This is a genomic window from Rhodococcus sp. NPDC057014 (assembly GCF_042673295.1).
Lineage (GTDB): Bacteria > Actinomycetota > Actinomycetes > Mycobacteriales > Mycobacteriaceae > Rhodococcus_F.
This window is the reverse complement of the sequence record NZ_JBHUSF010000044.1, coordinates 1-25,700: the sequence shown is the minus strand read 5'-3', so window position 1 is coordinate 25,700 and position 25,700 is coordinate 1. Positions and strand designations below refer to the sequence as shown.

The following is a 25,700-nucleotide window of genomic DNA, read 5'->3' as shown; positions in this document are numbered from 1 at the left end:
GGGCTCAGGCCGTCAACACCAGACCCGACGTCGGAACGCCCGTCCCGGCGGTGACGAGGACGTTCTGCGCACCGGAGACCTGGTTGACGGACGTGCCGCGGATCTGCCGCACCCCCTCGGCGATGCCGTTCATGCCGTGGATGTAGGCCTCCCCGAGCTGGCCTCCGTGGGTGTTGAGCGGCAGGCTGCCGTCGAGTTCGATGGTGCCGTCGGCGATGAAGTCCCTGGCCTCGCCGCGACCGCAGAAGCCGAGCTCTTCGAGCTGCATCAATACGTAGGGTGTGAAGTGGTCGTACAGGATCGCCAGGTCCATGTCCTGTGGTCCGAGTCCGGCCTGATCCCACAGCTGCCTGCCGACCAGCTCCATCTCGGGCAGTCCCGCGAGTTCGGGCCGGTAGTAGCTGGTCATGATGTACTGGTCGCTGCCGCTCCCCTGCGCCGCCGCCGTGATCACGACCGGTTTCTGCCTCAGATCCTTCGCCCGCTCCGGCGACGTGACCACGATCGCGATGCCGCCGTCGGACTCCTGACAGCAGTCGAGCAGGTGCAGCGGTTCGGCGATGAAGCGGGAATTCTGGTGGTCCTCGAGGGTGATCGGCTTGCCGTGGAAGAAGGCGTTCGGATTGGTGGCCGCGTGCTTGCGGTCGGTGACCGCGACCCGGCCGAAGTCCTCACTCGTGGCGCCGTATTCGTGCATGTACCGCTGCGCGACCATCGCGACGAACGCCGCAGGCGTCGACAGGCCGTGCGGGTAGGAGAACGCGTTGTCGGTACCGGACGAGTTCACCTGCTGCACCAGACCGGAGTTCACCTGCCCGAACCGCATCCCCGACCGCTCGTTGAACGCCCTATACGCCACCACCACGTCGGCGACGCCGGTGGCCACGGCCATCGCGGCCTGCTGCACGGTCGCGCACGCCGCGCCACCGCCGTAGTGGATGCGACTGAAGAACTTCAGGTCCGGGATGCCTACCGAACGGGCCACGGCCGCTTCGGTGTTGGTGTCCATCGTGAAGGACGTCAGCCCGTCGACGTCCGCCGGTGTCAGCCCGGCGTCCTCGAGCGCCGCCGTCACGGCCTCCGCCGCCAGCCGCAATTCGCTGCGGCCCGAATCCTTCGAGAAGTCGGTGGCGCCGATCCCGGCGATGACAGCCTTGCCCGACAGCCCGCTCATGCACCCGCTCCGTTCGTGCGTCCGTCCAGGACGAGGGTCACCTTCGACGTGATGTGGTCGCCGAGACCGTTCTTCCCGACGACGTCGAGCGTGACGACGCCGTCGTCCACCGACGCCACCGTGCCGCTCAGCGTGAGCGTGTCGTAGGCGTACCACGGAACCCCGAGGCGCAGCGCGATCGACCTGATCACCGCGGTCGGTCCCGCCCAGTCCGTGACGAACCGCTGCACCAGACCGGTGTCTGTGAGGATGTTGACGAAGATGTCCTTCGATCCGCGCTGCTGCGCCAGGTCGCGGTCGTGGTGGACGTCCTGGAAGTCGCGCGTCGCGAGCGCGGCCGAGACGACGAACGTCGGGTCGCCGGTGACGGACAGTTCCGGAAGCGTCGTTCCCACGACGACATCGAGAGTGGACGTCATGACTGCTCCTTCGCTCCGCGCTGCCACGCGTACAGGGTCCACGGCGCGCCGCCCGTCTCTTCGTCGCCGGGGAAGTCGAGGTAGATCGCCTCCACCGGCATCCCGATCGTCACGTCGGCGGGCTCGACCCCGCGTAGTTCGCCGAGCATGCGGACGCCTTCCTCCAGTTCGACCAGCGCCACCACGAACGGCAGCGAACGGCCCGGGACCTTCGGCGCGTGGTGGACGACGTAACTGAACACCGTGCCGCGGCCCGACGCGACGACGTAGTCCGTCGCCTCCGCCTTGTCCTTCCACAGCGCGGGCACCGGCGGATGCTGCAGCGACCCGTCCTCGCGTTGCTGGATCCGCAGTTCGTGCGCGGCCACACCGTCCCAGAAGAACTGGGTGTCCTGGGAGGCGCTGGGCCGCATCATCCTCGACGGGTCCAGGTCGTCGTAGGACGCACCGCGGCCGTTCCCCGACGGCCCGGGCCGGTCGGTTCTCGGCATGAACTTCAGGATCCGGAACAGCATCTCGGCCACCGGTTCGCCTGCGGCGTCGCGCCACACACTGCGGGTGTTGAAGAACCACCCCTCGCCGAGGCCCGTCTTCTTCGGGCCCACCACGTCCTCGAGGGTCGTGGTGATGGTGACCTCCTCGCCGACCGTCAGGTAGCGGTGGTAGATCTGATCGCAGTTGGTGGCGACGACGGACGTGAACCCGGCCTCGTCGAGGATGGTCGTCATGCGCCCGAGCGGGTCGTCGGTTTGCCGAACGGCGTTCAGGCCCTGCATCGTCCACACCTGCGCCATAGCGGGCGGGGCGACGATGCCGTCGTGTCCGGCTGCCCGCGCCGCCGCCTCGTCGACGTAGATCGGATTCTTGTCGCCGATCGCCTCCACCCAATTGCGAATCATCGGCAGGTTGATCGGGTCCCGCCCGGGCCGGGGAGCGCTCGGGCCCGCCGACCGGACCTCTTCTGCGGCAGCGAGAATCTGTTCGGAACTCATATCGCGCGGCGCTCCTATCGCGGGACTCTGGGAAGTTTCAGGCCGGCTGTCGCGATCAGCTCGCGCATCACCTCGTTGACGCCGCCGCCGAACGTGATGACGAGATTGCGTTTCACCTGCATGTCGAGCCACCTCACGAGGTCGGCGGTCGCCGGCTCGGACGGATCGCCGTAACGTCCGACGATCTCCTCTACGAGCCTGCCGATACGCTGAATGCGTTCGGTGGCGAACACTTTCGTCGCCGACGCGTCGGCGATGTCGACGGCATCCGACTCACTGGACGCCACCTGCCAGTTGAGGAGTTCGTTGAGGCGGTACGTCGCGTGGATCTCGCCGAGCGCGCGCCGCACGTCCGGTTCGCCGAGCAGGTCGTGCGCGACCGCCCAGTTGCGGACGCGGTCGTAGAGTCCCCCGACCCGGCCGGCGGGCCCGAGCATGACGCGTTCGTGGTTGAGCTGGGTGGTGATCAGGCGCCATCCCTGGTTTTCCTCGCCCACCAGCATGTTCGCGGGCACCCGGACGTCGGCGTAGTACGTGGCGTTGACGTGGTGCGCGCCGTCGCACGTGATGATCGGCGTCCAGCTGTAACCGGGGTCCTTGGTGTCCATGATCAGGATGGAGATGCCGCGGTGCCGCGAGTCGGCCGAACCGGTGCGGACGGCGAGCCACAGGTAGTCGGCATCGTGGCCGCCGGTGGTGAAGATCTTCTGGCCGTTGACGATGTACTCGTCCCCCACCCGGGTGGCCGTGGTCCGCAGCGCCGCCAGGTCGGTACCCGCCTCGGGTTCGGTGTAGCCGATCGCGAAATGCACCTCGCCCGCCAGGATCGCGGGCAGGAACTTGCGCTTCTGCTCCTCGGTGCCGTAGGTCTGCAGCGTCGGCCCGACCGTCTGCAGCGTCACCGAGGGCAGCGGAACATCGGCGCGCACAGCCTCGTTCACGAAGATCTGCTGCTCGATCTCTCCGAAACCGCGACCGCCGAACTCCACCGGCCAGCCCACCCCGAGCCAGCCGTCCTTCCCCATCCGGCGGATGACCTCGCGGTAGGTGGCGCCGTGGCGCTCGGTGCGCATCACCTCCGCCTCGGCCGGGGAGATCAGCCCGGAGAAGTAGCGCCGGAGTTCCGCCTGCAGCTCCCGCTGCTCGTCGGTCAGATCGATGAACACCGGGCCCCCACGAGGTCGAGTCGGTACGAGGCGCCGCCCACGAGGCGGGCCAGGTCTTTGGCGGTCGAGTAGTAGCGGTGCAGCGGGTACGTCACGTCGACGCCGATCCCGCCGTGCAGGTGGTGCAGCACCTGCATGGCGGCGGGCACCTCGGCGGCGATCCAGTAGGCCATCACGTCCAGATCGTCCTGTGCGTCCAGGCCCTCGGACACCCGCCAGGACGCCGCGAGCGCCGACACGTGCAGGGTGCGGGACGTGACGTAGACGTCGGCGATCTGCTGCGAGACGGCCTGGAACGTCGCGAGCGGCTTGCCGAACTGGTGCCGGGTGGCCAGGTGCTCGCCCGCCAGAACCGTTGCACCGGAGAGCAGTCCGTCGGCCACCGCCCCGATCGACGCCAGCGCGATCCGGTACAGCGTCTGCACCGCGTTGTCGCCGGCGGCGAGCAGTTCGCCTTTGGCCCGGTCGAACGTGATCGCGAATTCGGGACTATCCGACGCCGTGGGTGTCGGTGTGAGCGTGACGCCGTCCTCGCCCGGATCGACCAGCACCACCCCGGCGTCCGTCGGCACCAGGATCCGGTGCGCGTGCTCGGCGAACGGGACCGCGAGTACGCGACCGGTGACGGAGTGGCCGTCGCCGTCCACGACCGCGGTCACCGACGGCCGTGCCGGGAACTGCGCCCCGGGTTCGGCGAGCGCCGCGGTGAACGTGCGACCGTCGGCGAGACCGGTGAGCAGGGCGTCCTGTTGCGCGTCGTCGCCCAGCGCGACGATGGGCAGCACCCCGAATCCGAGCGTCGCCAGCGCAGGAACCTGCGCCGCATTCCGCCCGACCTCGGTGAGCAGCGCGCCGACGTCGGTGACCGAGAGCCCTTCGCCGCCGAGACGTTCCGGCAGCGCGAGGGTCAGCAGGTCGGCGTCGGCGAATGCGGCCCAGAGGGCGTCGCCGTCGAGGTCGCGGGCCAGCAGTCCGGCCGCGACCTGGGCCACGGCCTCCTGGGTTTCGTCTCGAGTGAAGTCCACGCTGACAATCCCACCTTCGATTTAGAACGTGTTCTAGTTGTATCACCATCCCGGAGCCCGCGAAAGGCCGAGCGCGACCCGGCTCAGCCGCGCGGCAGCCCTAGAATCCGCTCGGCCGCCACGGTCAGCAGGATCTGCGTCGTTCCGCCGGCGATGGAGAGGCAGCGGGTGTTCAGGAACTCGCGCGCGAGCGGACCCTCCACCCAGCCGTCCGTGCCGCCGAGTTCCATCGCGAATTCCGCGACCGCCTGCCGTTGACGGACGCCCACCAGCTTGCGGACGCTCGATTCGGGCCCGGGGTCCTGGCCGTCCAGCTGCCGGAGGGTGGTGCGCAGTTCGAGTTGCGAGCCGACGAGCGCGGTGCCGATGAGCCGGCCGAGCGTGTCGTCGGTGACCGGGTCGCCGTCACCCGCGAGCGCGAGCAGTTCCTCCACCGCCGCACCGAGCGAGGAGCCCCCGCCCATCGCGACCCGCTCGTTCGCCAGCGTGGTGCGGGCCAGCTTCCAGCCGTCGCCGAGACTCCCGACCACCAGGTCGTCCGGCACGAACACGTCCTCGAGGTGCACCTCGTTGAACAGGGCGTCGCCGGTGATCTCGCGCAGCGGCGAGACGGTGATGCCGGGGGTCGTCATGTCGACGAGGAAGTAGCTGATGCCCTTGTGCTTGGGCGCGTCCTTGTCGGTGCGCGCCAGGCAGATCGCCCAGTCCGCCTCCTGCGCCCGCGACGTCCACACCTTCTGGCCGTTCAGCCGCCACCCGCCGTCCACCTTCTCCGCCGACGTGCGCAGCGCCGCCAGGTCGGAGCCGGCGCCGGGTTCGCTGAACAGCTGGCACCAGACGATCTCGCCGCGCAGCGTCGGGGTGGCGAAACGCTCGATCTGCTCGGCGCTGCCGTGCTCGAGGATGGTCGGCACGGCCCACCAGCCGATCACGAGGTCGGGTCTGCCGACCCTGGCCGCCGCCAACTCCTCCTCGATCAGGATCTGCTCCGCGGCGCGCGCACCTCGCCCGTAGGGCACGGGCCAGTGCGGCGCCAGGTAACCCGACTCGGCCAGGGCCGCGCGTCGCTCCGACTCCGGCCGGGCCACCAGCGCGGCGATGTCGGCGCGGATCCGCGCCCGCTCCTCTCCCAGGCCCGTCAGGTCGATCGACAGGTGCCGGCGAGCACCGGCCCGGGTCAGTTCCGTGACCCGCGACCGCCACTGGGCGGAGCCGCCGAGCAGCTGTCGCAGCGACGTCGCCCGGCGCAGGTAGAAGTGCGCGTCGTGCTCCCACGTGAAGCCGATGCCGCCGAGCACCTGGATGCAGTCCTTGGCGGTTTCGACGGCGGCGTCGAGCGTGATCGTCGCCGCCACCGCGGCCGCGACCGGCAGCTCGCCGCCGTCCGCGTCCCACGCGTCCTCCGCCGCCACGGCCGCGTCCCAGGCCGCCGCCGCGGACTGTTCGACGCGGCACAGCATCTCCGCGCACAGGTGCTTGATCGCCTGGAACGATCCGATGGGTTTGCCGAACTGCTCGCGAATCTTGGCGTACTCCACCGCCGTTCGCAGACACCAGGCCGCGATGCCGGACGCCTCCGCGGCGGCCAGGGTCGCGGCGAGGTCGGGCACCAGCCCGTCCCGCACCCCCGCGACCACGCGGTCGGCCGCCACCGCCACCCCGTCGCACCGCACCCGCGCGAGCGGACGGCTCTTGTCGATCGTGTCGGCGACCGTGATGTCGAGACCGTCGGATTCGCCGTCGACCAGGCACCACACGACCCCTTCGCCCGTGTCGGCCGGCAGCAGCACGGTCACTCCCGTGTCGCCGCCGATCGCGAAGCCGGCGTCGCCGGTGACCGTCAACCCGCCGTCGGCGCCGAGGGTCGCGTTCACCGGGGAGTTGCCGAGAGCCACCGCGCACGGCATCGCGCCGTCGGCGAGGTCCTCGGACCATCGTTTCGCGGCGGCGCCGGAGCTGCGGCCGACGACGAGAGCGGCCAGAGCGGTGGAGAGAACAGGGCCCGGGACGAGTTCGGTCGCGGCCTGTTCGAGCATCGCGGCGAGATCGACGATCTCCGCCCCCGACCCACCGACCTCTTCGGGCACGGCGACCGAGAAAATTCCGAGCGAAGAGAAGGACGGCCACGACGTGTGCCACGAATCTGCTGGTCCTTGCCGTACTGTGGCCAGCGGATCCGTCGACCGCGCCCACGCCTGGATCGCACCCGCTGCAGCTCTCTGTTCCTCGGTGGTGGCGATAGTCACAACGGGTATCCGCCTCTCCTGAATGACACATTTGTCTAGAACGTGTTCTAATATGACACCTGGCCATGAGTCAAGGCGCGAAGGAAAACAGGTAATGACGACCAGCTCTCGATCACGGTCCACGACGGTCGCTGCGGCGACGCTGGGCGAGGACGATCTCAGTTCCAACGCGCAGAAGGAACGGCGCAAGCGGATCCTCGACGCGACCCTGGCCCTGGCGTCCAAGGGCGGATACGAAGCCGTGCAGATGCGGGCCGTCGCCGAGCGCGCCGACGTCGCCGTGGGAACGCTGTATCGCTACTTCCCGTCCAAGGTGCACCTGCTGGTGTCGGCACTCGCCCGCGAGTTCGAGCGGATCGACTCCCGCGGAAAGAACCCGCCGGGCCGCAACCCCCTCGAGCGGATGCAGCTGATCCTCAGTCAGATCACCCGGGCCATGCAGCGCGACCCGCTGCTGACCGAGGCCATGACGCGCGCGTTCATGTTCGCCGACGCGTCCGCCGCCGCCGAGGTCGATCAGGTGGGCAAGCTGATGGACCGGCTGTTCGCCCGCGCGATGACGGACACCGAACCCACCGAGGACCAGCTGGCCGTCGCCCGCGTCATCTCCGACGTATGGCTGTCGAACCTGGTGGCCTGGCTCACACGGCGCTCGTCCGCGACCGATGTGGCGAATCGGCTCGAACTCACCGTCGAACTGCTGCTCGGTGACGGGAGCCGCAGACCCGAATAGGACGCGATCGGGGCACAGCCCCGGCCGAGAACGCGCTCACATCCGTCACATCCCCTAGATTTGAACGTGTGAGCGCCCATGATCTGCCCATCGAACTTCGTCGTGCCCTCTCCCGGGTCGCACGGACCCCTCGCCTGCTCGTCGCGTCCGATTACGACGGCACGATGGCCCCCATCGTCTCCGACCCCGAAAAGGCGTTTCCCCACGCCGAATCGGTGCGCGCTCTCCGCGCCCTGGCCAGCCTCGCCGGAACCACGGCGGCCGTGATCTCGGGCCGGGCGCTCAAGGACCTCGCCGCGCTGTCGCGGCTGCCCGCCGAGGTTCAACTGGTCGGCAGCCACGGTTCGGAATTCGACATCGGGTTCATCCACGCGATCGACGCCGACGCCAAGAAGCTTCTCGGCGAGATCACCGAGGAACTCACCCGGATCGCCGGCCTGCACGCCGGCACGTCGGTGGAGGCGAAGCCGGCGAGCGTCGCCCTGCACGTCCGCAACGCCGACGCCGAGGAAGGCGCCCGGGCCCTGGCCGCGGTGCGCGCCGACGCCGGGCAGCGGGTGGGCGTGCAGGTCACCGAAGGCAAGTCCGTCATCGAACTGGCCGTCGTCGCCACCGACAAAGGCCACGCCCTCGACCTGATCCGCCACCAGGACGGCGCGACCGCGGCCGTGTTCGTCGGCGACGACGTCACCGACGAGAAGGCGTTCGCCCGTCTCCAGGGTCCCGACCTCGGTGTGAAGGTCGGCCCCGGCGAGAGCCTCGCCGAATTCCGGGTGTCGACCACCGAGGACGTCGCCGCGGCCCTCGCGTTCCTGCTCGAGGAGCGCCGCACCTGGCTGTCCGGGGCGCACGCGCCGCCGATCGAGCGCCTCACCATGCTGGCCAGCCCCCGGACCGTCGCCCTCGTCACGCCGGACGCGACCCTCACATGGCTGTGTCACCCCGAACCCGACTCTGCTTCCGTCTTCGCGCACCTGCTCGGCGGACCGGAGGCCGGCCATTTCAGCGTCGGCCCGCACCGCAGCGCCCTGCCGCTGAGCCAGCGGTACATCGACAGCACGATGACCGTCCAGACCCGGTGGGCCAGCCTCTCCGTCACCGACTACCTGCCGCACGACGTCCGCCTGGGCCGCACCGACCTCACCCGGGTGATCAGCGGGCAGGCTGCCGCCGTCGTGACGTTCGCCCCGCGGCCCGAGTTCGGTCAGGGCCAGGTCATCCTCGAGGCGGTCAGCGAGGGACTGCGGGTGCACGGCACCAACGAGCCGATCGTGTTGCGCTCCCCCGGCGTGCAGTGGAACGTCACCTCCGACGGCAACCAGCAGACCGCGCATGCCGTCGTCGATCCGTCCGGCGGCGACGTCGTCCTGGAATTGCGTTGCGGCACCGAGGAGCTCGGACCCTCCGAGACCCCGGAGGCGGAACGCCGCGCGCTCGCCGAATCGTACTGGTCGGACTGGGCGAAGAGCCTGACCCTGCCCACGCTGAAACCCGACCTGATGAAGCGTTCCGCGCTCACTCTCCGCGGCCTGGTGCACGTCGACTCCGGCGCGATCATGGCGGCGGCCACCACGTCGCTGCCCGAGGAGATCGGCGGCGTCCGCAACTGGGACTACCGGTACTGCTGGCTCCGCGACGCGGCGCTCACCGCGTCCGCGCTCGTCAGCCTCGGTTCGCTCGGCGAGGCCGAGGGCTACCTCGACTGGGTGCACGACGTCCTCGAGACGCTGCCCGGCCCCGAACGCCTGCACCCCCTGTACACGCTGCACGGCGGTGGTCTGCCACCCGAGGCCGTCATCGACTCGCTGCCCGGGTACGCAGGATCGCGTCCCGTCCGCATCGGCAACGCGGCCAACCAGCAGGTGCAACTCGACGTGTTCGGCCCCATCGTCGAACTCATCCACGACCTCTCCCACGCCCGCGAGACGCAGGGCGCGACGGTGGCGCTCAACGACCGCGACTGGGAACTGGTCTGCGCCATGGTCGAGGCCGTGGAGCGGCGCTGGTTCGAACCCGACCACGGCATCTGGGAGATCCGCGACAACCCGCGGCACCACGTGTATTCCAAGGTGATGGGGTGGGTCACCATCGACCGCGCGGTGGCGCTGGCCGAGCACTTCGGGCGCGACGTCGAACCCGGTTGGATACCGTTGCGCGACAAGATCGCGGACGAGGTGCGCGAGAAGGGCTGGAAGGACGAGGTCCGCTCGTACACCGCCGCCTACGACGGCACCGACCTCGACGCCGCCACCCTCTATATCGGACTGTCCGGGCTGATCGACCCGTCGGACGAGAAGTTCGCGGCCACGGTCACGGCCACGGAGGCGGAACTGCGCAGCGGCTCCACCGTGTACCGCTACCACCACGACGACGGACTGCCCGGCACCGAGGGCGGGTTCCACCTCTGCGCGGCGTGGCTGGTGGAGGCGTACCTGCTGATCGGTCAGCGGTCGCAGGCGGAGGCGTTGTTCGCGCAACTGGTCGACGCCGCCGGGCCGACCGGGTTGCTCAGCGAGGAGTACGACCCCGTCGCCGAGCGGTCGCTGGGCAACCACCCCCAGGCGTACAGCCACCTGGGACTGCTGCGCTGCGCTCAGCTCCTGGCGTGAGCCGGAGGCCGGGTCAGCGTCTGGCGGGCCCGGCCGTCGAACCGCGCAGCAGTTCGGTCTCGAGCATCTCGACGGTCGCGACGCCGGAGTGCGACGGCGACATGAGCAGGGCCCCGGCCCGGCGGCCCTTCTCCTCCTGCGGTTGCCGCACCGTGGTCAGGCCCTCGCGCAGTGCGTCGTCGACGCCGTCGAATCCGGTGACCGACAGCTGACCGGGCACGTCGATGCCCTGCCAGCGCGCCCAGTCCAGCGCGCCGAGCGCGAGGACGTCGGTGGTGCACACGAGCGCGGTGATCCGCGGATTCACGGCGAGCGCCTGCGCGGCACCGGCATGCCCCGACTTGCCGGTGTGCTCGAACCGCTCGATGACGGTGAGGGTGGCGGGGTCCAGGCCGGCGTCGGACATGGCGTCGCGCACGCCCTCGATGCGTTCGCGCTGGACGTGGAAGTTCGGCGACCGCAGCCGCTCGGCGTCGGCGACCCCGTCCGCGCGGTCGCGCCCCAGCCTCATGCTCAGCACGCCGATGTCGCGGTGGCCGAGGCCGATGAGGTAGTCGGCGAGACCGCGCATCGCGCCGCGGTCGTCGATGCCCACGAGCGACGCACCGGGGATCTCCCGCGGCTGATCGCAGACGACCATCGGCAGGTGCCGTTCGTACACCGCCGCGAGGTACGGGTCGTCGTCGGCCACCGAGTACACGACGAACCCGTCGACACCCGCCTGCTGCACGACCGCCGCGGCGTCCGCCTCCTCCCGGCCCGGGCCCGCCGGGATCAGGAGCAGGCCCTGCCCGGCGGCCTCACACGACTCGGCCAGCCCGGACAGGAAGCTCATCGCGGCGGGGTCGCGGAAGGAGTAGCTGAGGGCCTCGGTGAGCAGTAGTCCCACGGCGCCGGCCTTGCGGGTGCGCAGTGACCGGGCCACCGGGTCGGGGCCCGGGTAGCCGCGGCGCTTCGCCGCCTGCAGCACCCGGTCGCGGAGTTCGGCGGAAAGCTGATCGGGCCGGTTGTAGGCGTTGGACACCGTCGTTCGCGAAATGTTGAGCTCGGCCGCGAGCGACGCCAGCGTGGCTTGGCGACGTGGCTGTCGAGACCTGGGCATAGGGGGACGTTAGTACCTGGTGCCGGTTCGGGCTCGTCGGGGCTGCACCGAAAGTGCACTACCAGGACCGATCCGCTAAAGTGCAACGGTAACGGTTTCCAATAGCGTTTAGCGATTCGTTCTGTCAGGAGTTCTCTGTGCGCGCTTCCTCAGGTTTTCGTGCAGCCACGGCGGCCGTCGGGCTGTCGTTCGCCGCGGCCCTCACCCTCACCGCGTGCGGCTCCGACACAACCGGCGACGGCACCCTGACCGTCGTCGCGTCGACGAACGTGTGGGGCAGCGTCGCCCAGGCTGTCGCCGGCGACAAGGTCGACGTCACCTCGATCATCACCGAACCGTCGTCCGACCCGCACTCCTTCGAGGCCAGCCCCACCGACGCCGCCAAGCTCACCGACGCGTCGCTGATCGTCTACAACGGCGGCGGATACGACCACTTCGTCGACGACATCATCGGCACCGGCAACAGCGACCAACTCACGGTCAACGCGTTCGACCTCCTCGAGGGCGGCGCGCACGCGGGCGAGGACGAGCACTCGGACGGCGGCGATTCGCACGAGGGCCACGACCACGGCGACGTCAACGAACACGTCTGGTTCGACGTCGACACCGTCGACGCCACCGCGCAGTCCATCGCCGACAAGCTCGGCCAACTCGACCCCGACAACGCCGACGCCTACCAGGCCAACGCCGCCACCTTCCACGGTCAGCTCGAGCAGATCTCCGCGATCACCGACGGCATCGCGGCAGCGCACAAAGACGCACCTGTCGCGCAGACCGAACCGATCGCCTACTACCTGCTCCAGTCCGCAGGCCTGAAGGACGTCACCCCGCCCGAGTTCACGAGCGCCATCGAGAACGGCAACGACCCCGCGCCCGCCGCCATCGCCGCGACACGGCAACTGCTCACCGGCAAGCAGGTGCAGGCCCTCGTCTACAACGTGCAGACACAGGACCGGGTCACCCAGGACGTGCGCGCCACGGCCGAGTCGGCGGACATCCCCGTCGTCGAGGTGACCGAAACCCTGCCCGAAGGCCTGGACTACATTCAGTGGCAGACCAACACCGCCGAGTCGCTCGCCGCGGCTCTGCAATAGAACTGATCGGCTTGTGACAGAACCCACTTCGACGAACGCCGGCAACGGTCGCGTCCCCGCACTGGAATTGACGGGGGCGCGACTGTCCTTCGGCGAACGCACGCTCTGGCAGGACCTCGACCTCACCGTGGAACCCGGCGAATTCGTCGCCGTCCTCGGACCCAACGGGTCGGGCAAGACGTCGCTGCTGAAGGTGCTGCTCGGTCAGCTCGCCCTCAGCTCCGGCACCGCCCGCATCGCCGGTACCCCGGCGCGGAAGGGCAATTCGCACGTCGGGTACATCCCCCAGCAGAAGTCGCTCGACGACGGGTTGCCGCTCCGCGGCCGCGACCTCGTCGGACTCGGCGTCGACGGCCACCAGTGGGGAACCGGTCTCCTCCGGCGCGGGCGGCGCCGGGCCATCGTCGACGCGGCGATCGCCGAGGTCGGCGCCCAGCACTACGCGGACGCGCCGATCGGCTCCATGTCCGGAGGCGAGCAGCAGCGGCTGCGGATCGCGCAGGCCCTCGTCGGCAACCCGCAGATCCTGCTGTGCGACGAGCCGCTGCTCAGCCTCGACCTGGCCAACCAGAACCTCGTCTCCGGACTCATCGACCGGCGGCGCCGCACCCACGACACCGCGGTCCTGTTCGTCACCCACGAGATCAACCCGATCCTCCCCCTCGTCGACCGCGTGCTCTACCTCGTCGACGGCCAGTTCCGCATCGGCAAACCGGAAGAGGTCATGACGTCGGAGGTGCTGTCCGAGCTGTACCGCACCGACGTCGAGGTGCTGCACGTACGCGGCCGCCTCGTCGTGATCGGCACCGGCGACGCCATCGACGCCCTCGGCAGCGCGGGCGGCCTCCGCCCCGGCGAGGGTGTGCACCACACGGACGAGGGACACGCATGAGCAACAAATTCACCGACGCCATGTCACGCATGTTCGACGTCTCCGCCACCGTCGACCTCCTGCACTACGACTTCGTGCAGCAGGCCTTGATCGCCGGCGCCATCCTCGGCCTCCTCGCAGGAGCCATCGGACCGCTGATCGTGAGCAGGCAGATGTCGTTCGCCGTGCACGGCACCAGCGAGCTGTCCCTGACCGGCGCATCCGCTGCCCTGCTCATCGGCGTCAGCGTCGGGGCAGGCGCCATCGCCGGGTCGGTGGTCGCGGCCGTCCTGTTCGGGCTGCTCGGCGCGAAGGCCCGCGACCGTGACTCCGTGATCGGCGTGATCATGGCATTCGGGCTCGGCCTGTCCGTGCTGTTCATCTGGTCGTACCAGGGGCGCACCGGCACCAGTTTCTCGCTGCTGATCGGCCAGATCGTCGCACCCGGCGACAGCGGCCTGCAGTTGCTGCTGCTGTGCGCCGTGCTCGTCATCGGAGTCCTCGGCCTGATCTACCGTCCCCTCCTGTTCGCGAGCACCGACCCCGACGTCGCCGAAGCCCGCGGAGTCCCCGTGCGCGCCCTGTCGATCGTGTTCGCCGTCCTCGTCGGCATCACCGCCGCCCTCGGCGTCCAGATCGTCGGCGCACTACTCGTCATGGCACTGCTCATCACCCCCGCCGCAGCCGCCGCCTACGTCACCGCCAGCCCCCTCAAGGCGACCATCCTGTCGATCGTGTTCGCCGAACTCGCCGCCGTCGGCGGCATCCTGCTGTCCCTCGCACCCGGCGTGCCCGTGTCCAGCTTCGTCACCACGATCTCGTTCGTCATCTACCTCGCCTGCCGACTCAGCGGGTCCTCACGACGCAAGAACGCCGGACGCATCGCCCACACCCACGCACACACGCACTGAGCCGCCACTCTTCGCCGCCCGGCGGCCGAATCGGCCCTCACACCCCGAAGAGTGGAGGCTCAGTACAACTCCCTCACAGGTGGTCGGGGAAATACGGCGCCAGCGCCGTCGCCACCTTCGTCGCCTGATCGCACGCCGCATCCACGGTCGTGAAATCCTCCAACTCGCTGTACCCGATCATGAACTCCAAAATCCCCGGATCGATCGCCACCGACACCGTGCACGCACTACCACCACGGAAATCCGACACCAGCGCATCACGCCCGCCGATGTCGGTCTCCCTCAGAACGTTGAAGCGGTCGCTCGACTCGACGCTGCTGAACGTTTCGGCACGCGCCGCGATCGTGATGCCGTAATTCGGATTATTAGACAAATACCCACAGCCGAGAGCGCGTGGGACGTCGGTGTCATCGCGTTCCGGCGGCCGCACATCGAGACCGATGGCGCGGATCGCGTCGGGCGGGAGTCCGTCGCACGGATGGAATGTGATCTCAGGTTCCGGTTGCTGGCCCGGCTGACCATCGAATGATTGATTGCAAGCGCTGAGCGCGAAGACTGCCGCGAGAATGACCACGGATCCGACGCGTTTGCGGTGATAGATCACAGTTGCTGTCCTGACTGATTCAAGTCTCCGACAAGCGCTGAATCTTGCTCCCGATACTGTGTGAGTGTCGCCTCGAACATCGACTTCATATCGAGTGCATAGGCCTCATGAGCGAGAAACAACCCCACCGCGGTGTTGCCGGAATCGATGGTTCCGCTGCCGCCAATTGCCTTCTCGTCGAACTTCCGAGCAAGGTCCTTCGCTGATTCGATGTCTTTTTCGCCGATACCGAGGTCCAGGGCTCGAAGGTCGTTTCGCGCGCGCCTGGCCAATTCGCGCATATCCTCCGCATGCTCCTGGCACAGCTTGATGCACTGTTCCAACCCGGCCGGGTCGAGTTCGAGCCTGCCTCCGCCGACGATGTTTTCGGTGAAAGCCTTCCATCCGGCTTCCGGTGCTTCTGGCCCCGCCATGTTCGTGTCCCTCCCTGTGTCCCCACCTGTGCAATCGCCGGCGCGTGGCAATCTACCAACTGCGGGCACCGACCGAGCCTGCCCGAGGAGTCGTACCGACCCTGATCAGGGTGTCGAGCGAGGATACGAGCTGGTCGGGGCCTGCCGGGTGCGCGGCGGCGGGATCGTGCGGGCCGATCAGGTAGCGGCCGTCGCCGGCGATGTCGATCCACTGCATGATGCCGACGTCGCGGCCGGTGCCGTAGCGGGGGCCGCGGAAGACTCGGATCTTGCCGCGGCCCGCGTATCCCTTCTGCACGGCGGATTCGAGTCGCGGGGCGGGGGCCGCCCGGTTGACCTCCTGCAGGATTCCCTGGGAGAAGTGGGCGTCTACGTCGTCCCGTCGCTGGAACCGGCGACTGCCGGCGGCGTTCTGCGGGATGAGGCCGATCAGTTGCGCGCCCAGGCGGCCGGCCGGCCCGGCGCCGATCACCACGTCGCCTCCGATCCGCGGTGCCCGGCCGGGGAGTTGCGACGCGATCACGACCCACTGCCGGTGCTGCGCACCGATGATGCGGATCGGTGTCTCATCGGCGGTGGAACCGGAGATCTCGACGTACACCTCGGGCTCGGCGAGCACGTTCAACGCCGACCGCACATCGTCGTGCCCGGCTCCCGCGAAGGCTTCCCTTATCTGGTTCTGCTCTGCCACATAGGCGTTGAGCCCGGGGTGTGCGCTGACGATCCGGAACGGGTACGGGATGCGGTCCTGCCCGGTGCCGGCCCACAGTGCGTCGAACAGTTCGGGACGCAACCGCCAATTGCGCATGCTCATGCGCCGATCACCGGCGGTGAAACAAGAGGCAGTTTGCCGATCAGCTCGTTGCCGTTGTCGAGGGTGATCAGGTAGTCGGGCGTCTTGTGTTCCTTGTCCTCGCCGCCGCCCCTGGCAGCCCCCGGGGCGCCGCCCATCATTCCGCCGCCCATCGGGCCGGTGCCCCGCACCCCGGCACCGGTGCGACCACCGGCTGCGGTCCCCGCGACCCCGGGCGGTGTAGTGCCCGGCCGGGCGCCGGCCCCCGCCCGACTTCCGGCGCCGACGCCGCCGGCACTGCCGAGCCCGCCGACGCCGAATCCGCCGGCACCTCCACCCGCACCCGCCCCCGCGGATCGCGAACCGGCACCCGAGGACGAGTCGGCACCCGGCGGCACGACCGATCGGCTCTGCGCCTGATCACCCGTCACCGCGGCCGGGGCCGTCGCCGCGGGGGCGGTGGCCGACGACGACGCGGTTTCCGCATCCTGCTGCGCGCCGTCCGCTGCGGGGGTGCCGGGCGCAGCGGACGCGTCGCTGTCGGGACCGTCGATATTCGGAGCGTCGCCGGAACTCGGCTGCCCGGCGATCGGTCCCCCGATCCGATCGCTCGAACTGGGGACGCCGCTCGAGTAGTCGACGCCGGGCGCGGACGGACCCGAAGGAACATCGACCCGGCTCTCCGGTCTCGTGAACGACGGGACGGTGCCGTCCGAAGTCGCGAGCCCCGGGTTGTAGATCGTGGCCATCTTCTCGCGCGCTTCACCCTCGCGCCGGTAGTACTCGTCCTCGGTGTCCGTGTCCCAGGGCGTCAGCTTGTCCCACAGTCCGGTGCCGATGGTCTCGGGGACCTGCGACCGCAGCGACGCGACCGTCTCCGCCAGCGGGGTCAGCGCCGCCGCCACTCCGTGAAGTTGATTCTGTGCCTCCGGCGCGGACGTCGAGTACCGCTCGGTCTCGACGTAGGCCGCCGACGCGGCCGCGCCCTGCCAGCTCTCGCCGATCGTCTTCTTGATCGCGTCGCTGAAATCGACGATCGCGTCGTGGGCCGTCGTCCCCAGTTCGGTCCAGGCTCGCGCGATGCCGCTCACGTGCTCGACGTCCATGCCGGCGACGGCACTCGCGATCCTCGCGTGGTCCCACTGGTCCGAGTGGAAGTTCTCGGGATCCTTGATGTATGCCGGGTCGGTCACGTTTCCCCCTCCGATGGCGCGGTCCGCCACACACGGTCAATTGTTCTGACGCAGCAGCACCCTCACCGGTTCCGCCCGCCCCCGCGAGAGAATCTACAAGACGGCACTCGGAACCCTAATATCGAATATGTGCCGGCAATCGATCTGAACAGCGACCTCGGCGAGAGCTACGGTGCCTGGACCCTCGGCGACGACGTCGCGATGCTGAAGCTCGTGACCAGTGCAAACGTGGCCTGCGGTTTTCATGCGGGTGATCCCGCGACCCTGCTGGCCTGTTGTTCCGCGGCGTCCGAGCTGACGGTCCGGATCGGCGCGCAGGTGGGCTATCACGACCTCGCCGGGTTCGGGCGCCGATTCATCGACGTCACACCGCGTGATCTGACGGCCGACGTCGTGTACCAGATCGGCGCTCTCGACGGTCTCGCCCAGGTCTCCGGGTCCGCGGTGGCGTACGTGAAACCGCACGGCGCGCTGTACAACGCGATCGTGCATCACCGAGAGCAGGCCCGCGCGGTGGTCGCGGCGGTGACCGCATACGACGACACCCTTCCGGTTCTCGGTCTGCCCGGTTCGGTGTTCCTGGAGGAGGCCGAGAAGGCCGGACTGCGGACGGTCACCGAGGCGTTCGCCGACCGCGCGTACACGCCCGAGGGAACGCTGGTGCCCCGCACGAGGGACGGCGCGGTCCTGCACGATCCGGTGGTCGTGGCGGAGCGGGTCCGTCGACTCGTCGTCGATCACGCCCTCGAAGCGGTCGACGGCACCGTCCTCGCGGTCACCGCCGAATCCGTCTGCGTGCACGGCGATACGCCCGCCGCCGTCGAGATGGCCACCGCCATCCGGTCGTTGCTCGACGCCGAGGGCGTCACGGTGGAGCCGTTCGTGTGATGCGCATCCTCGACGTCGGAGAAAGCGCGATCCTCGCCGAGTTCGAGGATCAGGGCACCGTGCTCGCGTACTTCCGGGCTCTGGACGACTCCCGGCCACCCGGGGTCCGGGAGGTGATACCGGCGGCGCGCACCATCCTGGTGCGGTTCGACCACGGCGCGACGAGCCGCGACCGCGTCGCCAAGTGGGTGCGGAGGACGGAACCGGCGGCGGTTGTCGCCGAGGACTCCCCGGAGGAGGTCCGGATCGCCGTGCGCTACGACGGACCCGACCTCGAAGACGTGGCCGAACTGACCGGTCTCGGTGTCGACGGCGTCGTCGCGGCGCACACCGGAACGCCGTGGACGGTGGCGTTCTGTGGCTTCGCCCCCGGTTTCGGGTACCTCACCGGCGGCGCACCCGAATTGCACGTGCCGCGCCGCGCGACGCCCCGAACCTCGGTCCCCGCCGGGACGGTGGCGCTCGGAGGGGAGTTCACGGGGATCTACCCCCGCACCTCGCCCGGCGGGTGGCAGCTCATCGGGACCACGGACGAATCGATCTGGGATGCCGGGCGCACTCCCCCTGCCCTGCTCCGTCCCGGTGTCGTCGTGCGCTTCGCGCCCGTGAGTACTTGTTAACCGCCCGCGGTTAACAAGTACTCACGGGTGGCGGAGCCGCCCCCGTCACAGGTCGAGGACCAGGCGATCACCCCTTGCCCGGGACACGCAGATCATCATGCTGTTGCATTGCGCGCGTTCGCTTTCGGTGAGGAGGTCGTCACGGTGGTCGACGTCGCCGCTCAGGACCTTCACCTCGCAGGACCCGCAGATGCCCATCTCGCACGACGACGGATGGTCGATCCCGGCGCCGCGGACGGCCTCGAGCACCGTCTGGTCGGGGCGCACCGGGACGACCTTCTCGCTGCGGGCCAGTTCGACCTCGAACTCACCACTCGACCCGACCGCGGGGGCAGCCGCGGCGAACCGTTCGAGGTGGAGGTCGCCGGCGCGACCCGCATGCGACATCCGTTCCACCAGCGCGTCCATGAGCGGTGTCGGCCCGCAGCAGTAGACCGCCGCCTCCGCCGAGGACGCCACGACGGACGCCAGATCGAGATGACCGTCCGTGTCCTGCGGCACCAGCCGGACCGCGGACGCGTCCAGCTCGCTCACGAACGCGAAGTGCTCGGCGGTGCGCGCTCCGTACACCAGCTCCCAGGTTCCGCCGCGCCGTTGCACTTCCCGGATCATCGGCAGCATCGGGGTGATGCCGATGCCGCCGGCGACGAACACGTACCGGTCCGCGTCGGTCAACGCGAAATTGGAACGGGGACGACCGATCTCGATCAGGCGGCCCGGACGCAGCTCGCGATGGACCTCCACCGAACCACCCCTGCCCGCGGGCAGTTCGAGGACGGCGATGCGGTAACGGCTCGTGTCAGCGGGGTCGCCGCACAGCGAGTACTGCCGGACCGTCCCCGACGGCAGGTGCACGTCGACGTGCGCGCCCGGCTCCCAGGCCGGCAGTTCGCCGCCGTCGGGGCGGGCGAACTCGTACGACGTGATCGACTCCGCCTCCCAGCGAGCGGCGACGACGCGCAGCGGGAGGGTCAGCGGGTCAGACGAACTCGTTGACATGACTGCCGTCCTTGACGCGGTTCATCAGCTCGGTGAACGAGCGCCGGTAGTTGAGGGTGAACAGATCGGCGGGTACGGAGAATTCCTGGAACTCCGAATCCCAGGGAATTTCGCGGGGTTCGATGAATTCGACGATCGGGATGTCTTCGAGGTACACCATCTCCTCGACGCGCAGGCACTCCTCGAGGTCGGCGCCGCGGTAGCCGACCTCGTTGGCGACGCCCCAGAAGATCTTGACGTGCTCGTAGTCGATCGGCGACGGGAACCCGGCGACGACGCGGCGGCCCAGCTTCTCGTAGTGGTACGTGATGGACGCGAGACCCGGTGCGGAGCAGCGGTACCGCATCATGCAGTCGCCGTCGTTGGCCCAGTCGCCGGAGCCGGCGTCGAGGGGCCGGTCCATCCAGACGTCGAGTCCGTCCCGGTTGACGTTGAGCGGTTCCACGACCTCCGGCGTCGGGCCCATCGACACCTTGTGGACGAAGGGGAAGTGCGCGACGTCGCGGAAGTTCTCGATCGTCACCCCGACTCCGACGGACGAGTCGATGGGGTCGGCGGCCAGCCATTCGAGGTCGAGGCCCTGCCACTCCTCGATCTCGTACATGTCGCGGATCGGGTCCTCGAGCACCGTCCAGACGTGACCGAACCGTTCGACGGCGGGGTACGTGACGATCGACGCGCGCGGCGGGATCTTGCCCTGATCGGCCAGGGACGGGATGCGGCTGCAGCTGCCGTCGGTGCTGGAGAACTCCCAGCCGTGGTACGGGCAGCCGATGGAGCTCTGGTGCACTTCACCCATCGACAGGTCGCCGCCGCGGTGCGGGCAACGCCGAGACTGCACCGAGATCCGCCCCTCGCCGTCGCGGTAGATCACCAGGCTGACGCCGAGAAGCGTGGCCGTCTGGGGCTTGTCGAGGTCGCGGAGGCGGGCGACGGGGAACCAGGAGCGGCGCATCGACGCTTCGGCCAGTTCGCGTTTGGTGGGGGTGGGGATCGAGGTGGTCACGAGGGTCCTTTCGGGGAGTTCAGGCGCCGACGACGAGCGCTCCACCGTTGACCGCGAGGGTCTGTCCGGTGATGAAGGCGGCTCCGTCGGAGGCGAGGAAGGCGACGGCCGCGGCGATTTCGTGGGCGTCGCCGAGGCGGCCGAGGGGGACGGCGGCGAGTTCCTCGGCGTAGACGTCGTCGGGGACCATCCGGGTGTGGATCGCGCCCGGGGCGACGGCGTTGACGAGGATCTTCTGCGAGACGAGTTCGGAAGCAAGCGCTTTCATCAGCCCGAGTTGCGCCGTCTTGGACACCATGTAGCCGTAGGAGTGGCCGCCGGGGACCTGCCCCCACTGCGAGGAGATGAAGATGACGCGCGGTGCCTCGCTGCGGGCGAGGAGCGGCGCGACGGCGCGGGTGATGGCGTACGGCCCGAGGACGTTGACGTCGAGGTAGGGGCGCAGGTTCTCGACGGGTGTGTCGCTCAAACCCTTCCAGTCGTGCATGATGCCGGCGTTGTGGACGAGGATGTCGAGGCGGCCCCAGTTGTCGTTCGCTACGGCGACGACCCGTTCGCCGGCGTCCACAGCGGTGACGTCCAGCTCGAGGCATTCGACGCGGCGGCCGGTGCTGTCGCGGATCTCCTTGGCGACCGCCGACAGTTCCGCGGCGTCGAGGTCGGCGACGATCAGGTCGGCGCCGCGGGACGCGAGGGTCCGCGCGTGTGCGGCCCCCATGCCCCGTGCCGCCCCGGTGATCAGCGCGACACGGCCGTCCAGCCGCACACTCGGGATGGCGGTGACACTCATGCTCCCGCTCCCACGATGTGCGGCTCGGTGACGTACAGCATGTTGCCGTCGGGGTCGAAGAACGGGCGGTACTGGTACCAGGTGCCGCTGGGGTGCTTCCACTGGATCCGCTCGTCGACCCATTCGACGCGCCCGTCGAGCGCGGCCTCGGCCTCGTCGAGGCTGTCGACCTCGAACGCGATCGAGTCGTAGCCGGGTGCGTTGTCGGGGTTGACCGCGGTGCGGCGCGGAGCATGTTCGCCCACTTCGGATTTGAAGATGTAGAGCGTCACGTTGCCCATGTCGATCGCCGCCCACTCCTCGTCCTTCTCGTAGGGGAGGTGGAAGGGCAGCCCGAGGACGCCGTGGTAGAACGCCACGAGTGCGTCGACATCGCGCGTGAGGATGTCCATGTTGTCGATGCGCTTCAGTTTCAGCACGGTGTTCTCCTTGGTCGGTGCCGCGAAATCGGCGGGAATGGTGCAGGGCCCACCGGAATGGGCGGTCAGGGTTCCGTTCTCGACGTCGAGCGAGACGGTCGCGAGGGTTTCGAAACGCGACGAGGCCGGCAGGGACGGGTCGACGTGGCAGCACGTCGCCCCGCCGCCGAGCAGATGCGACGTCATCGCCTCGACGACCGCGGGTGCGTCGATGTCCGGCCTGCCGGCCAGTCGACGGCGGAGCAGGTCGAATCGGATCACGGTGTCCGGTCCGTTCCGGAGTTCCGTGTCGTGCAGGTTCGCCGGGCTGCTGAGGAAATGGTTGGTGTGGACGAGCAGGCCGTCGTGGTCCGGCAGCGCGTATCCGATCCCGCCGGGGTGGAGTTCGACGCTCACGGCCGCGGATTCGCCACCGGCGCTCGCAACGAGCGTCAGCGACGTCGACGCCGTGACGTCCGCCTGCGCGAGCCGGACGAGCGCGTGGTTGAGGTCGCGTGATTCGTCGAGTACGGCGCGGGCCAGCACGTGCACCGGGACACCGATTCCGTTTCCGTCCCCGGTGTGGTGGAGGATGTTGAAGTGCACGCCCAGGCCGCGGTCGTTGACGCCGATCTTGCCGACGATGCCGTATTCGGTGACGGTGGTGGTCAGGTGACCGTTCTCGTGCGGGATCTCCCAGACGAGCCACAGGTCGGCGAGTTCGGCGAACCAGTCCCACGCCTGGACGGAGACCGGCGGCGCCCCGTCCCGGAGACGAACGACCGTCGAGCACTCACTCGGCGTGGTCGAGCCCACCGCCGCAAGCACTTCGGTGCGCGCATTGATCGCCGCGACCGCGGTCACGGGAAGGCCGGCGCCGTCCGCGATGCCGGCGATCTCGTCGGCGAGTGCGGGCGCGGCCGCCGTGATCCGTTCGAGGGCGAGGGTTCCCCAGTGGTCCAGGTCGACGGCCGAGCCGGCGGCACGGTCGAACAGCCGCTGGTACGCGGCCACCGACGCGCCGACCCGTTCCGCGTGGGCATTGCCGAATTCGTATCCGCGGTCCCACGGCCGGGTCTGCGTGGAGCGGAACCGGCGGGTCACGACGCCACCCGCAGCAGTCGCGGCGCCACCAACTCGGCGACCTCGTCGAGACGGGCGAACCACACGTCGCCGGATTCGGCCATGTGTGCCACCACCTGCTCGAACTGGGCGAGCCGGTAGGGGCGTCCGATGACCTCGGGATGCATGGTGAAACTCGTGTGCCGACGTTCGGCGCGGGCCGACTCGAATTCGGCTGTCCAGCAACGACGCAGTTCTTCGGGGTCGGCGACGTTGCCGCCGCCGTCGATGTTCCAGCCGAAGCGCGGCCAGTCGTCGAGCGACCAGTGCACGGGCAGTTCGAGGATCTCGAGGCCGTCCCAGGACTCGACATACGGGCGGTCGTCGCCCATACAGCTGGAGTCGTACAGGAATCCGCGCTCGACGAGCAGAGCGAACGTCTCTGGGGTGAGTTCCCAGGACGTGGAGCGGTATCCCTTCGGCCGCGGGACGCCGAGCCGTTCGAGGGCTTCGAGGCCCTTGTCGATCTCGTCGATCTGCTGCTGCTCGCTCACCTTGTCGCTGCGCAGGTGCAGGTGCCCGTGGTGGCCGATCTCGTGCCCCGCGTCGAGCAGGCTCTCCACCATCGCGGGGTGATGCTCCGCGGTGTGTCCGGGGACGAAGAACGTGGCCGAGATGTCGTATCGGGCGAGCAGTTCGAGGATGCGCGGCACGCCGCGCGTGACGCCGTAGCGGCCCTCGGACAGGATGGTCAGGCGGCGTGCGTACTCCTCGCCTTCACCGAGCCAGCCGGCCTCCGCGTCGACGTCGAAGGTAAACGACACCGCGGCGGCCTTGCCTCCCGGCCAGTCTGCGGTGGGAAAGTCCTGAATCGTCAAGACGCGCTCCTCTGATTGCGCCGCTTCGGCGGCGGATGGGACCCGATGCTGCGCATTTCGGCGTCCAATGGGGATTGATTCAACGCTTTGCGTGTTGCAGACCACATTAACAGCGCGCAAACCGACACACAACCCCGGAGACACTGAAACTTTGCGTCAAACTACGCCGGCCTTGCTGCGCATTGCGCAGCGTCAGTCGCCGGCCTGCGGTTCGCCCCGCAGCGCCGCGTAGGCCGCAGGGCGGGACCGTCGCATCCGCAGGGCGACGGCCACACCGGCGCCGTACGCGGCGAGCACCAGGCCTCCGATGATCAACGCGCCCAGCCGATCTCCGATGAGGAGTTCGAAGTTGGTCACGACGAGAGCGACCACCGCGAGCAGACCGAGGATCGCGAGCGACGGTGCCGCGACCGTGTGCCACCGGCGTTTGTCGAGATCGTGCGTGCGGAAGAACACGATGACCGCCAGGTTGGTGAGCGCCATGAGCAGGACGATCCCGAGCGTCGCCGCACCGGACAGCCACGTGTAGGCCTGGGTGATCGGGTCGATGCCGCTGACCGCGACCACCGCGAGCAGCACTCCGGAGATCGCGGTCAGGGCGATCGACGAGCGCGATGGCGCCCCGTACTTCGGGCTGACCCGGCCGAGCGCCGACGGCAGCACTCCCATCGCGCCGAGCGTGAACTGGTATCGCGTGATGACGTTGTGGAACGACAGGACGCACGCGAAGACGCTGGTCACCACGAGAAGCTGCATGATGTCGTGCACGACCGGCCCGGCGTACCGGGTGGCGAGGTCGAACACCATGTTCACGGGATCGTCCGACGCCGTGTCCACCGCATCGGTCACACCGGCTCCGACGACCACCGCCCACGCGGACAGCGCGTAGAACGCCCCGATCGACACGACCGCGACGTACGTTGCGCGCGGAACGGTGCGGTCGGGGTCGCGCGCCTCGTTCCGGAACACGGCCGTGGCCTCGAACCCGAAGAAGGCGAAGAACGCGAACATCAGACCCAGCCCGGGCGAGCCGTCGAACACCGTGGCCGGCAGCAGAGGGGCGCCTGTCAGTCCTGCTGCGCCGCCCTTGACCAGGATGGCGACGTCGAGCACGACGACGATGAGTGCCTCCGCGACCAGAAGCACTCCGAGAACCTTGGAACTCAGCTCGATGTCGCGGTACCCGAGCACGGAGACGATCGCGAAGGCGGCGAACGAGAACACCCACCAGGGAGCGTCGACATGCAGGTACTGCGCGGCGGCGTTGCTCGCCGCCACCCCCTGATAGGAGTAGACGGCGATGAGGAGCATCGAATACGACACGAGCGCCAGCAACGCGGCACCGAGCCCGTTGATCCGTCCGAGCCCGGCCTGCACGTACGAGTAGAACGCCCCCGCGTTGCGGACGTGCCTGCTCATCAGCGTGTACCCGACCGCGAACAGGGTGAGGATGACGGCGGCGATCAGGAAGAACAGCGGCGCACCGATGCTGCCCCCGAACGCGATGACGATGGGTACCTGGGCGGCGACGACGGCGAGCGGTGCGGCGGCGGCCACCACCATGAAGACGATGGCGCCGACGCCCAATCCGCGGTTCAGGGGATGCATGCCCTCGCCGCGATCGGCGCCGTCCGGGCCGGCACCGCCGTTCGCGGACAGCGAGGAGTGGGAAGTCATGATTCTGCCGTTCTCGTGAGAAGGGGCGATGCGCGCG

General features: G+C 69.2%; 24 protein-coding genes. 7 read left to right on the top strand and 17 right to left on the bottom strand.

The genetic code is table 11. The features are described from left to right. Nucleotides 1-4 precede the first annotated feature (4 nt). From ACFTZB_RS12195 to ACFTZB_RS12170, 6 genes are all read right to left on the bottom strand, one after another. Nucleotides 5-1,174 (bottom strand): lipid-transfer protein, encoded by a 1,170-nt coding sequence (locus ACFTZB_RS12195; protein WP_378431865.1) that lies wholly within the window; start codon nt 1,172-1,174, stop codon nt 5-7. Next, nucleotides 1,171-1,593: a MaoC family dehydratase gene (locus ACFTZB_RS12190; protein WP_378431864.1), complete on the bottom strand. Its 423-nt coding sequence runs from the start codon at nt 1,591-1,593 to the stop codon at nt 1,171-1,173. The genes ACFTZB_RS12195 and ACFTZB_RS12190 overlap by 4 nt, the downstream gene beginning before the upstream one ends. Then, nucleotides 1,590-2,585: a bifunctional MaoC family dehydratase N-terminal/OB-fold nucleic acid binding domain-containing protein gene (locus ACFTZB_RS12185; RefSeq protein WP_378431863.1), complete on the bottom strand. Its 996-nt coding sequence runs from the start codon at nt 2,583-2,585 to the stop codon at nt 1,590-1,592. The genes ACFTZB_RS12190 and ACFTZB_RS12185 overlap by 4 nt, the downstream gene beginning before the upstream one ends. A 14-nt stretch (nt 2,586-2,599) precedes the next feature. Further along, nucleotides 2,600-3,751 (bottom strand): acyl-CoA dehydrogenase family protein, encoded by a 1,152-nt coding sequence (locus ACFTZB_RS12180; protein WP_378431861.1) that lies wholly within the window; start codon nt 3,749-3,751, stop codon nt 2,600-2,602. After that, entirely contained in the window at nt 3,736-4,776 is a 1,041-nt protein-coding gene (locus tag ACFTZB_RS12175; protein WP_378431859.1) for an acyl-CoA dehydrogenase family protein, read from the bottom strand. The genes ACFTZB_RS12180 and ACFTZB_RS12175 overlap by 16 nt, the downstream gene beginning before the upstream one ends. An 83-nt stretch (nt 4,777-4,859) precedes the next feature. Continuing rightward, the gene (locus tag ACFTZB_RS12170; RefSeq protein WP_378431857.1) at nt 4,860-7,022 is read right to left on the bottom strand and encodes an acyl-CoA dehydrogenase family protein; all 2,163 of its coding nucleotides are present in this window, start codon (nt 7,020-7,022) and stop codon (nt 4,860-4,862) included. A 94-nt stretch (nt 7,023-7,116) separates the two neighbouring features. On the opposite strand from ACFTZB_RS12170, the gene kstR reads away from it, so the two are divergent. Together kstR and otsB are read left to right on the top strand one after the other, a co-directional pair. Then, nucleotides 7,117-7,755: a cholesterol catabolism transcriptional regulator KstR gene (gene kstR / locus ACFTZB_RS12165; protein ID WP_005566090.1), complete on the top strand. Its 639-nt coding sequence runs from the start codon at nt 7,117-7,119 to the stop codon at nt 7,753-7,755. 68 nt (nt 7,756-7,823) lie between these two features. Next, nucleotides 7,824-10,364 carry a trehalose-phosphatase gene (gene otsB / locus ACFTZB_RS12160; RefSeq protein WP_378431856.1) on the top strand — a complete coding sequence of 847 codons (2,541 nt, stop codon included), beginning with the start codon at nt 7,824-7,826 and terminating at the stop codon, nt 10,362-10,364. A gap of 13 nt (nt 10,365-10,377) precedes the next feature. On the opposite strand, the gene ACFTZB_RS12155 is transcribed toward otsB, so the two are convergent. Next, nucleotides 10,378-11,466: a substrate-binding domain-containing protein gene (locus ACFTZB_RS12155; protein WP_378431855.1), complete on the bottom strand. Its 1,089-nt coding sequence runs from the start codon at nt 11,464-11,466 to the stop codon at nt 10,378-10,380. Between the two features lie 137 nt (nt 11,467-11,603). On the opposite strand from ACFTZB_RS12155, the gene ACFTZB_RS12150 reads away from it, so the two are divergent. The 3 genes from ACFTZB_RS12150 to ACFTZB_RS12140 are packed head-to-tail and all read left to right on the top strand — an operon-like array spanning nt 11,604 to nt 14,342. Then, nucleotides 11,604-12,560 (top strand): metal ABC transporter solute-binding protein, Zn/Mn family, encoded by a 957-nt coding sequence (locus ACFTZB_RS12150; RefSeq protein ID WP_378431854.1) that lies wholly within the window; start codon nt 11,604-11,606, stop codon nt 12,558-12,560. Between the two features lie 13 nt (nt 12,561-12,573). After that, nucleotides 12,574-13,452: a metal ABC transporter ATP-binding protein gene (locus tag ACFTZB_RS12145; RefSeq protein ID WP_378431853.1), complete on the top strand. Its 879-nt coding sequence runs from the start codon at nt 12,574-12,576 to the stop codon at nt 13,450-13,452. Next, nucleotides 13,449-14,342, top strand: a complete 894-nt coding sequence (locus ACFTZB_RS12140) for a metal ABC transporter permease (protein ID WP_378431851.1) — start codon at nt 13,449-13,451, stop codon at nt 14,340-14,342. Before ACFTZB_RS12145 ends, ACFTZB_RS12140 begins: the two co-directional genes overlap by 4 nt. 73 nt (nt 14,343-14,415) lie before the next feature. Here the strand turns inward: ACFTZB_RS12140 and ACFTZB_RS12135 are convergent, their stop codons facing one another. The 4 genes from ACFTZB_RS12135 to ACFTZB_RS12120 are packed head-to-tail and all read right to left on the bottom strand — an operon-like array spanning nt 14,416 to nt 17,345. Beyond that, nucleotides 14,416-14,946, bottom strand: a complete 531-nt coding sequence (locus tag ACFTZB_RS12135) for a DUF3558 domain-containing protein (protein ID WP_378431849.1) — start codon at nt 14,944-14,946, stop codon at nt 14,416-14,418. After that, entirely contained in the window at nt 14,943-15,359 is a 417-nt protein-coding gene (locus ACFTZB_RS12130; protein ID WP_378431847.1) for a hypothetical protein, read from the bottom strand. Before ACFTZB_RS12130 ends, ACFTZB_RS12135 begins: the two co-directional genes overlap by 4 nt. A 52-nt stretch (nt 15,360-15,411) precedes the next feature. Then, nucleotides 15,412-16,173, bottom strand: coding sequence for an ESX secretion-associated protein EspG (locus ACFTZB_RS12125; RefSeq protein ID WP_378431845.1), 762 nt, complete (start codon nt 16,171-16,173; stop codon nt 15,412-15,414). Then, the gene (locus tag ACFTZB_RS12120; protein ID WP_378431844.1) at nt 16,170-17,345 is read right to left on the bottom strand and encodes a hypothetical protein; all 1,176 of its coding nucleotides are present in this window, start codon (nt 17,343-17,345) and stop codon (nt 16,170-16,172) included. The genes ACFTZB_RS12125 and ACFTZB_RS12120 overlap by 4 nt, the downstream gene beginning before the upstream one ends. A 129-nt stretch (nt 17,346-17,474) precedes the next feature. Between ACFTZB_RS12120 and ACFTZB_RS12115 the strand changes: the two genes are divergently transcribed. Further along, nucleotides 17,475-18,233, top strand: a complete 759-nt coding sequence (locus tag ACFTZB_RS12115; RefSeq protein WP_378431841.1) for a LamB/YcsF family protein — start codon at nt 17,475-17,477, stop codon at nt 18,231-18,233. Then, nucleotides 18,233-18,853 (top strand): allophanate hydrolase subunit 1, encoded by a 621-nt coding sequence (locus ACFTZB_RS12110; protein WP_378431839.1) that lies wholly within the window; start codon nt 18,233-18,235, stop codon nt 18,851-18,853. Before ACFTZB_RS12115 ends, ACFTZB_RS12110 begins: the two co-directional genes overlap by 1 nt. 45 nt (nt 18,854-18,898) lie before the next feature. Here the strand turns inward: ACFTZB_RS12110 and ACFTZB_RS12105 are convergent, their stop codons facing one another. From ACFTZB_RS12105 to ACFTZB_RS12080, 6 genes are all read right to left on the bottom strand, one after another. Then, a complete protein-coding gene (locus ACFTZB_RS12105) occupies nt 18,899-19,852 on the bottom strand; it encodes a PDR/VanB family oxidoreductase (RefSeq protein ID WP_378431838.1) in 954 nt (317 codons plus the stop codon). Continuing rightward, nucleotides 19,833-20,858: a Rieske 2Fe-2S domain-containing protein gene (locus ACFTZB_RS12100; protein ID WP_378431836.1), complete on the bottom strand. Its 1,026-nt coding sequence runs from the start codon at nt 20,856-20,858 to the stop codon at nt 19,833-19,835. The genes ACFTZB_RS12105 and ACFTZB_RS12100 overlap by 20 nt, the downstream gene beginning before the upstream one ends. Before the next feature lie 19 nt (nt 20,859-20,877). Then, nucleotides 20,878-21,648, bottom strand: coding sequence for an SDR family NAD(P)-dependent oxidoreductase (locus tag ACFTZB_RS12095; protein WP_378431835.1), 771 nt, complete (start codon nt 21,646-21,648; stop codon nt 20,878-20,880). Then, entirely contained in the window at nt 21,645-23,150 is a 1,506-nt protein-coding gene (locus tag ACFTZB_RS12090) for a C45 family autoproteolytic acyltransferase/hydolase (RefSeq protein ID WP_378431834.1), read from the bottom strand. Before ACFTZB_RS12090 ends, ACFTZB_RS12095 begins: the two co-directional genes overlap by 4 nt. Beyond that, the gene (locus ACFTZB_RS12085; protein WP_378431833.1) at nt 23,147-23,986 is read right to left on the bottom strand and encodes a polysaccharide deacetylase; all 840 of its coding nucleotides are present in this window, start codon (nt 23,984-23,986) and stop codon (nt 23,147-23,149) included. The genes ACFTZB_RS12090 and ACFTZB_RS12085 overlap by 4 nt, the downstream gene beginning before the upstream one ends. A gap of 192 nt (nt 23,987-24,178) precedes the next feature. Further along, nucleotides 24,179-25,700, bottom strand: a 1,522-nt coding sequence (locus tag ACFTZB_RS12080; protein WP_378431832.1) for an APC family permease, incomplete at its 5' end; no start/stop codon positions are given.

Coding starts and splice junctions, on each gene's coding strand:
- ACFTZB_RS12195 (WP_378431865.1), bottom strand. CDS start 1,174: ATGAGCGGGCTGTCGGGCAAGGCTGTCATCGCCGGGATCGGCGCCACC.
- ACFTZB_RS12190 (WP_378431864.1), bottom strand. CDS start 1,593: ATGACGTCCACTCTCGATGTCGTCGTGGGAACGACGCTTCCGGAACTG.
- ACFTZB_RS12185 (WP_378431863.1), bottom strand. CDS start 2,585: ATGAGTTCCGAACAGATTCTCGCTGCCGCAGAAGAGGTCCGGTCGGCG.
- kstR (WP_005566090.1), top strand. CDS start 7,117: ATGACGACCAGCTCTCGATCACGGTCCACGACGGTCGCTGCGGCGACG.
- ACFTZB_RS12155 (WP_378431855.1), bottom strand. CDS start 11,466: ATGCCCAGGTCTCGACAGCCACGTCGCCAAGCCACGCTGGCGTCGCTC.
- ACFTZB_RS12140 (WP_378431851.1), top strand. CDS start 13,449: ATGAGCAACAAATTCACCGACGCCATGTCACGCATGTTCGACGTCTCC.
- ACFTZB_RS12130 (WP_378431847.1), bottom strand. CDS start 15,359: ATGGCGGGGCCAGAAGCACCGGAAGCCGGATGGAAGGCTTTCACCGAA.
- ACFTZB_RS12125 (WP_378431845.1), bottom strand. CDS start 16,173: ATGAGCATGCGCAATTGGCGGTTGCGTCCCGAACTGTTCGACGCACTG.
- ACFTZB_RS12110 (WP_378431839.1), top strand. CDS start 18,233: ATGCGCATCCTCGACGTCGGAGAAAGCGCGATCCTCGCCGAGTTCGAG.
- ACFTZB_RS12105 (WP_378431838.1), bottom strand. CDS start 19,852: ATGTCAACGAGTTCGTCTGACCCGCTGACCCTCCCGCTGCGCGTCGTC.
- ACFTZB_RS12095 (WP_378431835.1), bottom strand. CDS start 21,648: ATGAGTGTCACCGCCATCCCGAGTGTGCGGCTGGACGGCCGTGTCGCG.